This is a genomic window from Cyclobacterium salsum, from assembly GCF_010119245.1.
Lineage (GTDB): Bacteria > Bacteroidota > Bacteroidia > Cytophagales > Cyclobacteriaceae > Cyclobacterium > Cyclobacterium salsum.
The window spans coordinates 155,444-167,882 of sequence record NZ_WNKG01000002.1; the positions used below are offsets into that span (position 1 = coordinate 155,444).

Genomic DNA, 12,439 nt, shown 5'->3' on the forward strand with positions numbered 1-12,439 from the left:
CTTTTGGCATTGCTTATCGAGAAAGACGGAGGGTAGGGCCCTATGATGTCTTAGCAACCTGATGTGACAAGGTGCTAATTCCCGTTCCGGAAATGCCGGATAAAGATGAGCCGAAAAAGTTAGATAAACCTTTCTAGTTTTACGCCGGTTCATGCTCGTATAAGTTTTTTATAAATTACGACAACATGCCAAACAGAACCGAATTATTACTACAGCAGTTACAGATAAAAATCTTGATTTTGGACGGAGCCATGGGTACCATGATTCAGCGGTATGCCCTGCAGGAGGAGGATTTTAGAAATGAGGCCTTGTATGGTGTTAAAAAATCACTTAGAGGAAATAATGACCTGCTTTCCCTTACCCGGCCTGAAATAATCAAGGATATCCATAAAGCCTATTTTGATGCCGGTGCGGATATTGTTGAAACCAATACCTTTAGCAGTACTTCCATCGCCCAGGAAGATTATGGATTGGCCGACCTGGCTTACCAGCTCAATTTTGAATCGGCAAAACTGGCCAGGGAAGTGGCCGATGCCTGTACGGCATCCAATCCGAAAAAGCCCCGATTTGTCGCCGGAGCTATCGGTCCTACCAATCGAACTGCTTCCCTTTCACCCGATGTGAACGACCCCGGATTCCGGGCCATTAACTTTGATCAGCTAGTAGAGGCCTACAGTGAGCAGGTAGAAGGACTGCTCGATGGGGAGGTAGACATACTACTTGTAGAAACGGTTTTCGATACGCTTAACGCCAAGGCGGCACTGTATGCTATACAGGAGGTTTTTGAGAAGCGGAGCATTCCGTTGGATCCGCATGAGGGGGGGATTCCCATCATGGTTTCCGGAACCATTACGGATGCCTCTGGCAGGACCCTCTCGGGACAGACGACGGAGGCCTTCTTGATTTCGCTTTCTCATGTTCCCTTGTTGAGCATCGGTCTTAATTGTGCCTTGGGAGCAAAAGAACTCCGGCCGTACCTGAAAGTATTGGCAGAAAATGCCCCTTTTTACGTCAGTGTCTATCCCAATGCGGGTTTACCTAATGAATTTGGTAAATACGATCAGGGACCCGGAGAGATGAACGAACAGCTCGAAGCTTTTCTTGAGGAAGGTTGGGTCAACGTCGTGGGTGGATGTTGCGGCACCACTCCCGAACACATAGCAGCCATCTCCAACACAGCATCCAAATTTTCGCCGCGGCAATTAAAGGCATCTATTCCAGAAAAATAATTTCATGAGCGCAACGAACAACAAACCCACATTGAAACTTTCCGGATTGGAACCCTTGGTTTTTGGTCCGGCGATCAATTTTGTAAATATCGGCGAAAGAACCAATGTAACCGGATCCAAAAAATTTGCCCGGCTGATCCTGAACGGCAATTACGACGAAGCACTGGAAGTAGCCCTGGACCAGGTGCGGGGAGGTGCTCAGATTCTGGATGTTTGCATGGATGAAGCCATGCTCGATGGCGAAGCCGCCATGGTAAAATTCCTGAATTTGATTGCTTCCGAACCCGAGATCTGCCGGATCCCGGTGATGGTAGACAGCTCCAAGTGGAAAATTATTCTTGCCGGCCTTAAATGCATACAGGGAAAAGGCATCGTCAATTCCATCAGTTTGAAAAATGGCGAAGAGGAATTCATCCAACAGGCCAAAACCATCAAAAAATTTGGGGCCGCCGTGGTAGTCATGGCCTTCGACGAAAAAGGGCAGGCCGATAGCTATGAACGGAGGATTCAAATTTGTCAGCGGAGTTACGACATTCTTACCCAAGAGGTAAGGTTTAATCCACAGGATATTATTTTTGATCCCAATATTTTTCCCGTAGCCACAGGGATGGATGAGCATAGGACCAATGCGATCGATTTTTTCAGAGCTACCCGATGGATCAAAAATCACCTTCCCGGTGCAAAAGTCAGTGGAGGCGTAAGTAATGTGTCCTTTTCCTTTCGAGGAAATAACCCGGTCAGAGAGGCCATGCATGCGGTATTTTTATACCATGCCATCAAAAACGGCATGGATATGGGAATCGTCAATCCAAGCATGTTGGAGATTTATGATGACATCCCGAAGGACCTATTGCAACACGTGGAGGACGTGATCTGGAACCGGCGTGAGGATGCCACCGAGCGTCTCCTGGATTTTGCAGAAACGGTAAAATCCCAGGGTAAGAAAAGTAAGACCGATGAAGCCTGGAGAAGTCAACCCGTAGAAAAGCGCATACAGCATGCCCTGGTGAAAGGTATTTTGGACCATATAGTGGAAGATACGGAAGAAGCCCGGCTGTCGCTAAACGACCCTCTAAAAGTAATCGAAGGCCCCCTGATGGATGGGATGAATGTGGTAGGAGACCTTTTTGGAGAAGGGAAGATGTTTTTACCTCAGGTGGTGAAAAGTGCCCGGGTCATGAAAAAGGCGGTAGCCTACCTGGAGCCCTTCATGCCGCTCCCGGAAGAAAATGACGATGACGACGCAAAATCTGACAATATTAACCGGATCCTGTTGGCTACCGTGAAAGGCGACGTTCACGATATTGGAAAGAATATCGTAGGCGTGGTTTTGGCCTGTAATAGCTATAAGATCATTGACCTGGGAGTCATGGTGGAAACGGAAAAGATCATTGATGAAGCAGTGGCCCAGCAAGTGGATATCATTGGTTTGAGTGGATTGATCACGCCATCGCTTGACGAAATGGTAAATGTGGCCTCGGAGATGGAAAGAAGGGGGCTTAAAATACCCCTGTTGATAGGCGGTGCCACCACTTCCCGAATTCACACGGCCGTTAAAATTGACCCGGTATACAGCGGTACCGTAGTGCATGTAGCAGATGCTTCGAAATCCGTACCGGTAGCAGGAGAGGCGATCAGCAAAGAGAGCAAGGAAAAATACCGACTCGACATGAAGGCCTTGTATAGCAAGTTGCGCGATGAACATGAGGCCAAGCAGCAGGTAAAGCAGCTGGTGACCTACAAGGAAGCCAAAACGAATCCGGTTCAACTGGACTGGCCTACCTATCGGCCATTTATCCCCAAAAAGCTGGGCGTACAAGTACTGGAAAATCTGGACCTGGGGATTATTCGAAAATACATCGATTGGACACCCTTTTTCAGTACCTGGATGTTGGCTGGTAAATTTCCTAAAATATTAAAGGATCCGGTAGTCGGTAAGGAGGCGTTGAAACTTTATAATGATGCCAACAACATGCTGGATCGGATTGTGAATGAAAGGTGGTTGAAAGCCAAAGCGGTCCTGGGGCTTTTTCCCGTTCACCGCTCGGGAGATGACCTGTTGATCGATCCGGAATTTACGTCCAGCAAGCAGTTTGTGTTCCATTTTCTTCGACAACAGGGGCGAAAGGGCAAAGGGGTTCCCAACCGTAGCCTGGCGGACTACATCCATCCGAAGAAAAAAGATTATTTCGGGGGATTTGCCGTCACGGCTGGCCTTGGAATTGAAGCTAAAATTAAAGCCTTTCAGGAAGAAGGGGACGATTACAACGATATCATGCTGAAGGCCATGGCAGATAGACTTGCCGAAGCAGCAGCAGAGTACCTGCACGAACAGGTAAGGAAAGTGTATTGGGGCTACGATCCTGATGAATCACTGGACAATGAAGGGCTGATAAGGGAATCCTATACTGGAATACGCCCGGCTCCCGGTTATCCTGCCTGTCCCGAACATTCGGAGAAACGCACCTTATTTGATTTGTTGGAGGTGGAAAAAAATATTGGAATGACCCTAACAGATAGTTTTGCGATGTATCCTACCTCGTCGGTCAGTGGCTATTATTTCGGTCATCCGGAAAGCAAATACTTCGGCCTGGGAAAAATCGGGGAAGACCAGGTGGAAGATTATGCCCGGCGTAAAGGGGTCTCCAAGACCCAGGCAGAAAGGTGGCTTTCACCGAACTTATCCTATTCCCCTCAGTTGTCCCAAGAAGGTTAATGCCTCTGCATATCAAAAAAACGAAATGAAAGTAACAGAGTACATAAAAGCTGCAAAGAAAACTTTATTTTCCTTTGAAATTCTGCCCCCATTGAAAGGGCAAAGCCTTAGTAACCTCCTGGAGGGGATCGCTCCACTGATGGAGTTCCAGCCTCCTTTTATTGATGTCACCTATCACCGTGAAGAATACATTTATAAAAAACATGCCAATGGCTTGCTGGAAAAAGTGAGTACCCGGAAGCGTCCGGGAACGGTGGGGATATGCGCCGCCATCATGAACCGGTTTAAGGTTGACGCTGTGCCGCACTTGTTGTGTGGTGGCTTTTCAAAAGAGGAAACCGAAAATGCCCTGATTGACCTTTATTTTATCGGCGTGGAAAATGTACTGGCCCTGCGTGGGGATGCCCCCAAGACGGAAGCGAACTTTGTACCCCATAAGGACGGGCACCGGTACGCCTCCGATTTGGTTGGCCAAATTGTCGGCATGAATCATGGCCGCTACCTAAATGACGAAACAGAAGTTGGCTTTCGAACCGATTTCTGTGTGGGCGTAGCTGGTTATCCCGAAAAGCATTTTGAAGCTCCCAGCCTGAATTTTGACCTGAAAAAACTACAGGCAAAGGTGGATGCCGGAGCCAGCTACATCGTTACCCAAATGTTTTTTGATAATAAAAAATTCTTTGCCTTCGTGGAAAAAGTGCGGGAGATGGGCATAGACATCCCCATCATTCCGGGATTGAAACCCATTACGACCCTTTCACAAATCGTCAACCTTCCCAAAATTTTCTACCTGGACCTTCCCGATGACCTGTTGGCAGGACTGGAAAAGTGCAAGACCAATTCGGATGTAAAGGAATTGGGCATCGAATGGGCCATTCAGCAAAGCAAGGAATTGGTAGCATACGGGGTGCCTTCCCTCCATTATTACACCATGAGCCGTGCCGATGCTACCTATCGGGTAGCTAAAGAGGTGTTTTAGTGGTTTTTCCACACCCATTTCCTTTTCTAATCATTACGAAATAAATCAATCCAGTGGACTACCGGGCGGCAAAAAACCAGTTCAAAGAAACAGAATCACTTACCTTTAAAGATCCAAAAGGGAAGTGCTTTCGATGGGTAAAGGCTGGATCCTGGCAGCCCACAGGCAAGGGCGTATTTTTGATCCATGAGACCTACCAATTGCAAGCTTTGGTGGGGTCGTTTTCAGAGGTGGCGTTGGACCTGGTGGAATTTTCTCCGGATACGGTAATGTTTCAAAGCCCCCCGAAAGGCTTTTTGGGGACGGAGATGATTTCCGAAGGATTGATTACATTTGCATTGATCAAATCACCTTATTGGCACCGGCTCCTGTTTGAATTGCGGGAAATCGTGTACATGGAGTGGATTCCGGAGTTGGTAACCGCTGAGCTGATCGGCTCCGACCAGGCATTTCCGCTTGCGGAAAAGGGAGCCAGATCCATTGAACTCCATGCCGACGGAAAGGTGAAAATACGTAACGCATGAATCTAGAAAAATCGTTAGATAGCATATCCATTTTTCGCCAGGTGGGGGCGGTAGCAGACCAATTGGAAATGGAAACCTACCTGGTGGGCGGGTATGTCCGGGATTTGTTATTGGACCGGCCGAGTAAGGACATTGATTTTGTGTGTATAGGTGATGGCATTCGCCTGGCCAGAGCAGTAGCTGAGTCATTGGAAGAAAAAACGTCCGTCAGTGTTTTTAAAAATTTCGGTACGGCCATGATAAAGGTGGGGGATTGGGAGGTGGAATTTGTCGGAGCCAGAAAGGAATCCTACCAGAGCCATTCCAGAAAACCACAAGTGGAGGCAGGAAGCCTTCAGGAAGATCAGGAACGGAGAGACTTTACGATCAATACCCTGGGAATTGCGGTCAATCAGGGAAATTTTGGAGAATTGGTGGATCCTTTTGACGGTGTCAAGGACCTGAAACGAAAAATCATTCGCACGCCTTCCGACCCGGACATCACCTTTTCTGACGACCCCCTTCGAATGATGCGGGCCATTCGGTTTGCATCCCAGCTAAAGTTTGACATTGCCCCGGATACCTTTGACGGCATCATTACGAATGCCAGCCGGCTTTCCATTATTTCTGGCGAGCGGATCATAGATGAGTTGAACAAAATCATCATGACCGACAAGCCCTCCTATGGGTTTAAGTTGCTATTTGTTAGCGGATTGCTGGCGGAATTTTTTCCGGAGATGGTAGCTTTACAGGGAGTGGATTCGGTCGGGGATAAATCACACAAGGACAATTTTTACCATACCTTGCAGGTGCTGGACAATGTGGCAGCCCGAACGGATTCCCTTTGGCTGCGTTGGGCGGCGATTATGCACGATATTGCCAAACCTGCCACCAAACGGTTTAATCAAAAAGTAGGCTGGACTTTTCACGGGCACGAAGACAAGGGAGCCCGTATGACCCCTGGGATTTTTCGAAGATTGAAACTTCCCATGGACGAAAGAATGAAATACGTTCAAAAGTTGGTAAAATTGCACCTGCGACCGATCGCACTGGTAAACGACAAGGTAACGGACGCAGCGCTTCGTAGGTTACTGTTTGAAGCCGGAGACGATATTGAAGACCTGATGCAGCTATGTCGGGCAGATGTAACATCAAAAAATGACCACAAAGTCAAACGTTTTTTGGCGAATTTCGATAAAGTAGACAAGAAATTACAAGAGGTAGAAGCCAAAGATCAATTAAGAAATTTTCAGCCTCCTGTATCCGGAGATGAAATCATGGCTATATTTGATCTCAAACCTTCCCGGGTGGTAGGGGATCTGAAAGAGGAAATCAAAGAAGCCATCCTGGAGGGACAAATTCAAAACAATAAATCAGAAGCTTTGGAGTTAATGTACCGATTAGCCGCAAAAAAAGGAATTGAGAAAAAAACAAACTATTGATGATGAATATGAAATATGCTGTATTGATTATGTTGCTGTGTTTCAGTACACTTGGGGTATTGAGGGCGCAGGAAAATGCCAGTCCCGACTCCACCATCGCTGCCGCTTCCGGCAGCAAGCAGGCTCAAAATGAGGTAGATAACCGGATTTACTCCCTGGCCATGAGGTATAACGACGTATCTGTGGCCAAAATAAAGCTCTACGAGCTCATGGAGCGAAATCCCCGGAATCTTTCCTATGCCGAAACTCTGGCTTCCCTGTATTTTGAGATGGAGCAGTATGGTTCAGCGGCGCTGGTTTCGTTGGATATTCTGGAAAGAAACGATGAAAGTCTTACCGGTCTTAGAGTAGCCGCCTTTTCCCTGGAGCAACTTGGTGCCTTGGAACGCGCCTTGCCGCATTTTGAATCCTTACATTTACTTTCGGGAGATCTTTTTAGCTTGTACAAAACCGGATACCTACAATACACCCTGAAAAAATACGATGAAGCCCTGAATTCAGTCAACATGCTGATTAAGGATAAAAAGGCAGCCGAGCAAAATTTAAACTTTCCTATGGGGGATAACAACACGCAGGAAGTCAGTATGGTGGCAGCGGCTCAGAACCTGAAGGGATTGATATATAAAGACCAGGGAAGTGCTGAGGAAGCCAGAGCCGCTTTCGAAGAAGCGCTTGCGCTCAGTCCTGAATTTCAATTGGCAAAGGAAAATCTGGGAGAGTTGTAATTTTTCCAATAATTCTCAGTACGCAGCGGCCTGTCCCACAATTGTAGGGGCAGGCCATTGTTTTTTTAGGTCCTTACTTTTGGGTTTTATTCTCCTCTTCGTTTTCATTAAAAAGCGCTTTCATGTCCTTGTTTTTTAAGTGATGAAACAGCAGGCCGGCTACAATCATCCACATTCCCGGACCGATGTTTTCCAAATGACGCATAAGATCCATATGGGGATCTTTAACAAAAATGATCAAATGCAGGGCAAAATACACACCGGCACAGCTCAGAAAAACATATTTCAATAGGTTCAGTAAATATTTCATGGTTTCTTTTTGTTCAAGCTTTATTTTCATCCAATTAGTCGATGAGGCAAAGGTATCCGCATTTTATACCCCGCGAATTGACCTATGTTAAGGAATTACTTACCTTGAGGTGGAAATTAGAGGTAAAAAATATTCTCGCAGGTATGTCATTACCACAACCGTCTCTTTCTGCTGAGGAATACAAGCAGCACCTCCAAACTGCCAGGGAGTTATTACATGCCTATTTACCGATGAGTGAGGAGCAATGGGAAGTATTTAAGCAGGGATTTAAAATCAGAAAATACAAAAAGGACGATTTCATTTTAAATGAGGGCGATACCGAAAAGTACCTCTCGATCGTACTTATTGGCAGCACCCGGCATTATTTGATGGTTAAAGGGGAAGAAAGGTCCTTTGATTTTTCTTTTCAACATGAGTTTAGCTGTTCTTATTCCAGTTTTATTCAACAAGAACCATCGCAGTTTTGCATACAAGCGATGGAGGAAAGTGTTTTAGCTTCTTTACCTTACCGGTTTTTACATCAATTGTACGAGCAGTATCCCGAGAGCAATTATTTTGGCAGGACAGCAGTAGAGCAATATTACCTTTGGAGAGAAAAAAGGGAAATTTCCCTGATGGTAGATTCTGCTCGGGAGCGGTATGTTAAACTGCTTGAAAAATACCCAATTTATCTGGAACAAGTGCCTTTGAAATACTTGGCATCTTATCTGAACATCCAACCGGAATCTCTTAGCAGGATTAGGAAAAAACTCCTGGAAGAGTCCTGAACGCTCAATCAATTCACAATACTATGAATACCCGCACTAAAGATTTCAAAGACTGGTATGCCGATCAGGGAGAGGCTTTATTAGGCCTATTAAAGCACCGGTTTGAAGAGCATCCGATTCGGCACCAAGGCCATTCCTGGACACCAATTCAAAAAAGGCTGGAAGAACAGCCGGAAAAGCTCTGGTCGCTACAGCAGATGGAGGACACAGGAGGTGAACCGGATATGGTAGGCCTGGATTCAGAAACCGGCAGTATTCTCTTTTTTGATTGTTCCCCCGAAAGCCCCAAAGGGCGTCGAAGTGTTTGCTACGATAGGGAAGGGCTGGAGTCCAGAAAGTCCTATCCCCCTGAAAACAATGCGCAGGACATGGCTCGCTCCATGGGGGTTTCCCTGCTGACGGAAGCCCAATACCAGTACCTCCAACAGTTTGGCCCGCTGGACACCAAAACCTCCAGCTGGTTAGATACCCCCCAATCCGTTCGACTTCTAGGCGGAGCCTTATTTGGCGACTACCGCTACGGTCGGGTGTTTATCTATCATAACGGGGCACAGTCCTACTATTCCGCACGAGGCTTTCGGGCAGCACTTTTGGTTTGAATCAGGTTTCAGATTATTCGCTGTCAGGATGGGCCTCCAACAAATGAGGGAAGGGCATCGCTGACCAATGGAATCCTTCCCTTTTTTATTCCTTCCAATCGTGTAAATCGGGAGAAAGGTAGCGGGGATCAAACCGATTCATTCCGATTCCCCGACCACTTCCCAATCGGACCTGTTATTTCAGAAATCAAGAGGACATTGACTCCGGTGCTGCATCCCGCCGCATTCGCTGCGCCTTCTTGGCAGTCTTGGCGTGAAACCATTTTCCGAAGGTTTTTACCCCCCCCAAAAAAAATGGGTAATCACGATGCCATGTATTCAAGTATCTCATCCCGCTGCGTTCGCTGCGGTCTTGGCGTGAAACCCTTAGCTAAAATACTTTTCCTCATATAAACCAACCTCCGGGAATCGATTTTCACTGCCAGGATAGCCAACAGGTATCGTCACCAAATAGCAATAGCGGCAGCCTAATTTAAAAAATACCAGTTCGCGCTTGATTCCTTATCCGAAATCCCTAATTTGACCAATGAAAAAGGGGGAGGGATGTTGGACATCGTACCTATACACGCAAACCCCTTCCAAGACATAGTTTTATACTGATGTTGTGGCACATGCAAAAACAACCAACAGTTAACAAAGCGGGAATTTTGTCGTATATTTAGTAATATTTTAGTGCTTTTGATTATGAACATTGACGCTATAAAAGTGGAACTAATTGACTGGATTGCCAAGCTCAATGACCAGCGGGACATCATTAAGCTAATGAATTTGAAAAAGCGACTCAGTACCAAGAGTAAATCGAACCAGAAAATATTTGGTTCGGGAAAGTACTTAATTGAGTTCATCGATGATGACTTCAATGCTCCTCTTGATCAATTCAGAGATTATCAAAAATGAAATACCTGATTGATACTCATATACTACTTTGGTATATGGTAGGTGATAATAGAATAACTCAAGACACTCAGACCAAAATTGAGAATATTGATAATACAGTATTTCTAAGTAACGCAAGTTTATGGGAGATTGCCATCAAATTAAACATCGGCAAATTAAAACTAAAAGGCAGCTTGACTGATCTTGAGGAATATCTTAATCAAAAAGGATTTATTATTCTTGAGTTCAATTTTGAAGACCTGGAAACACTTCAAACGTTACCTTTCCATCATCAAGACCCATTTGATCGAATGATAATATCACAAGCAAAATCCAAATAGCTGGAAATAATAACAAATGACATCCAGGTACTAAAATATTTCGGATAACCCGAAATGAATAATTAAATTGGGAGTCATTTGTCCCACCGCCACTTCTATCATTACCTCCAATCACCCTTCCGAAGCTGATAAATGACGATGCCACACACTCCCGGTTTGCATCCCGCCGCGTTCGCTGCGCTTCGTTGCGGTCTTGGCGTGAAACCCTTAACTAAAACACTTTTCCTTGAAAATAACCAACGCCCGGAAATCGATTGTCACTACCAAAATAGCCAAAAGGTATCGATACCAAATAGCAATAGCGGCCGCCTGGTATCAAAAAACACCCGTTCACGCTTGATTCCTTATCCGAAATCCCTAATTTGACCAATGAAAAAGGGGAAGGGATGTTGGACATCGTACCTATACACGTAAACCCCTACCAAGACATAGCTTTATACAGATGTAGGAAAATATTAATTAATAATTTAAAATAAATAAAATTGATAATTATGGAAACCTATTACAAACCAGAAGATTTAAAAAAGTTCGGTAACATTGGAGAGTTTCAAAAGAAGCTGGCTGACAAATTTTTTGACTACTACGGAGAGGTTTTCAAAGAAGGTGCTCTTACGGGCCGTGAAAAGGCGCTGATTGCATTGGGAGTGGCTCATGCTATTCAATGCCCTTATTGTATTGATGCTTACACTTCGGACACCTTGGAAAAGGGCTGCACAGAAGAACAGTTAATGGAAGCTGTGCATGTAGCCGGAGCTATAAGAGGTGGCGCTTCTTTGGTTCATGGTGTGCAAATGATGAACCAGACTAAAAAGATAATGATGTAATATGAAGTCATTAAAAGCTCAGGGACATCTGTTCGCCAGCTCAGATGCGCAAATGGAAGTACTGAATAAAAGCGATCATGAACCCTTCGACAGCAAGCTGAAGGACGTTGGTCTGTACCCGTTTAAACCAACCGGGATTGACATATTTCAGGTAAATCTAGGTAAAATGTGCAATCAAACCTGCAAGCACTGCCATGTGGATGCCGGACCCGACCGAAAGGAAATCATGACCCGCAAAACCATGCAGCAATGCCTGGATATACTTGCCGTTCATGACATTCCTAAAGTTGACCTTACGGGTGGTGCTCCTGAAATGAATCCGAATTTTCGCTGGTTTGTGGAAGAGGCAGCCGCTTTAGGAAAACACATTATGGATCGTTGCAACCTGACGATTATTACGGCTAATAAGAAATATAACGATTTACCGCAATTCTTCGCTAAACATAGGGTAGAAGTTATTTCTTCATTACCCCATTATACTTCCCTGCGAACGGACAGCCAAAGGGGTGATGGTGTGTTCGATCGATCGGTAAAGGCTATTAGAATGTTAAATGAAATTGGGTATGGCATTGAAGGAACAGGTTTAGAGTTGAACCTTGTATATAACCCAACCGGAGCCATTTTGCCCGGCTCGCAGGAAACACTTGAAGCGGACTATAAAAGAGAACTTAAAAGGCGGTTTGGTATTGAGTTCAATAACCTCTATGTAATTACCAACATGCCAATCAGTCGTTTTCTTGACTATTTGTTGGTAAGTAATAATTATGAAAATTATATGCAAAAACTCGTTGAGGCCTTTAACCCAAATGCAGCCGGTAAGGTGATGTGTCGAAATACCCTCTCTATAGGATGGGATGGATATATCTATGACTGTGACTTTAATCAGATGCTTGACATAAAAGTTAAAAGTACAGCACAACACCTATCGGATTTTGACTTTGAAGGGCTTAATAGCCGGGAGATTGAGGTGAATCAGCATTGCTATGGTTGTACTGCAGGCCCGGGGTCCAGTTGTGGCGGACAAACATCCTGATAATTGAATGAACGTTTGCAAACAATACCTATACGCAATGGGGGCTGAGGGAATAACCGAAAAGTCTCATGTTAGAAATTATACACATGCACCTC

General features: G+C 45.3%; 13 protein-coding genes and 1 riboswitch. Of the genes, 12 read left to right on the forward strand and 1 reads right to left on the reverse strand.

The features are described from left to right. Positions 1-10 precede the first annotated feature (10 nt). Positions 11-112, forward strand: a riboswitch (SAM riboswitch). 73 nt (positions 113-185) lie between these two features. The 6 genes from GJS45_RS03575 to GJS45_RS03600 are packed head-to-tail and all read left to right on the forward strand — an operon-like array spanning position 186 to position 7,594. After that, positions 186-1,229 carry a homocysteine S-methyltransferase family protein gene (locus tag GJS45_RS03575; protein ID WP_162340095.1) on the forward strand — a complete coding sequence of 348 codons (1,044 nt, stop codon included), beginning with the start codon at positions 186-188 and terminating at the stop codon, positions 1,227-1,229. Positions 1,230-1,233: 4 nt separating this feature from the next. Then, positions 1,234-3,945, forward strand: a complete 2,712-nt coding sequence (metH, locus tag GJS45_RS03580) for a methionine synthase (protein WP_162340096.1) — start codon at positions 1,234-1,236, stop codon at positions 3,943-3,945. A 25-nt stretch (positions 3,946-3,970) separates the two neighbouring features. After that, positions 3,971-4,924, forward strand: coding sequence for a methylenetetrahydrofolate reductase [NAD(P)H] (gene metF, locus GJS45_RS03585; protein ID WP_162340097.1), 954 nt, complete (start codon positions 3,971-3,973; stop codon positions 4,922-4,924). Between the two features lie 53 nt (positions 4,925-4,977). Next, the gene (locus GJS45_RS03590) at positions 4,978-5,448 is read left to right on the forward strand and encodes a hypothetical protein (protein ID WP_162340098.1); all 471 of its coding nucleotides are present in this window, start codon (positions 4,978-4,980) and stop codon (positions 5,446-5,448) included. Continuing rightward, positions 5,445-6,869: a CCA tRNA nucleotidyltransferase gene (locus tag GJS45_RS03595; RefSeq protein ID WP_162340099.1), complete on the forward strand. Its 1,425-nt coding sequence runs from the start codon at positions 5,445-5,447 to the stop codon at positions 6,867-6,869. The genes GJS45_RS03590 and GJS45_RS03595 overlap by 4 nt, the downstream gene beginning before the upstream one ends. After that, a complete protein-coding gene (locus GJS45_RS03600; RefSeq protein WP_162340100.1) occupies positions 6,869-7,594 on the forward strand; it encodes a tetratricopeptide repeat protein in 726 nt (241 codons plus the stop codon). The genes GJS45_RS03595 and GJS45_RS03600 overlap by 1 nt, the downstream gene beginning before the upstream one ends. A gap of 73 nt (positions 7,595-7,667) precedes the next feature. Here the strand turns inward: GJS45_RS03600 and GJS45_RS03605 are convergent, their stop codons facing one another. Then, entirely contained in the window at positions 7,668-7,904 is a 237-nt protein-coding gene (locus GJS45_RS03605; RefSeq protein ID WP_162340101.1) for a hypothetical protein, read from the reverse strand. 143 nt (positions 7,905-8,047) lie between these two features. Here GJS45_RS03605 and GJS45_RS03610 point away from each other — a divergent pair, with 143 nt between their 5' ends. The 6 genes from GJS45_RS03610 to arsS all read left to right on the forward strand — a co-directional run bounded on the left by GJS45_RS03610 (position 8,048) and on the right by arsS (position 12,344). After that, complete coding sequence (locus tag GJS45_RS03610; RefSeq protein ID WP_162340102.1) at positions 8,048-8,671, forward strand: Crp/Fnr family transcriptional regulator; 624 nt, start codon at positions 8,048-8,050, stop codon at positions 8,669-8,671. 23 nt (positions 8,672-8,694) lie between these two features. Further along, complete coding sequence (locus tag GJS45_RS03615) at positions 8,695-9,270, forward strand: DUF4256 domain-containing protein (RefSeq protein WP_162340103.1); 576 nt, start codon at positions 8,695-8,697, stop codon at positions 9,268-9,270. Positions 9,271-9,954: 684 nt separating this feature from the next. Next, positions 9,955-10,167 carry a hypothetical protein gene (locus GJS45_RS03620; protein ID WP_162340104.1) on the forward strand — a complete coding sequence of 71 codons (213 nt, stop codon included), beginning with the start codon at positions 9,955-9,957 and terminating at the stop codon, positions 10,165-10,167. Continuing rightward, positions 10,164-10,487, forward strand: coding sequence for a type II toxin-antitoxin system VapC family toxin (locus GJS45_RS03625; protein WP_162340105.1), 324 nt, complete (start codon positions 10,164-10,166; stop codon positions 10,485-10,487). Before GJS45_RS03620 ends, GJS45_RS03625 begins: the two co-directional genes overlap by 4 nt. A 491-nt stretch (positions 10,488-10,978) precedes the next feature. Further along, a complete protein-coding gene (locus GJS45_RS03630; protein WP_162340106.1) occupies positions 10,979-11,311 on the forward strand; it encodes an arsenosugar biosynthesis-associated peroxidase-like protein in 333 nt (110 codons plus the stop codon). Between the two features lies 1 nt (position 11,312). Then, positions 11,313-12,344: an arsenosugar biosynthesis radical SAM (seleno)protein ArsS gene (gene arsS / locus GJS45_RS03635; RefSeq protein WP_162340107.1), complete on the forward strand. Its 1,032-nt coding sequence runs from the start codon at positions 11,313-11,315 to the stop codon at positions 12,342-12,344. Positions 12,345-12,439 lie beyond the last annotated feature (95 nt).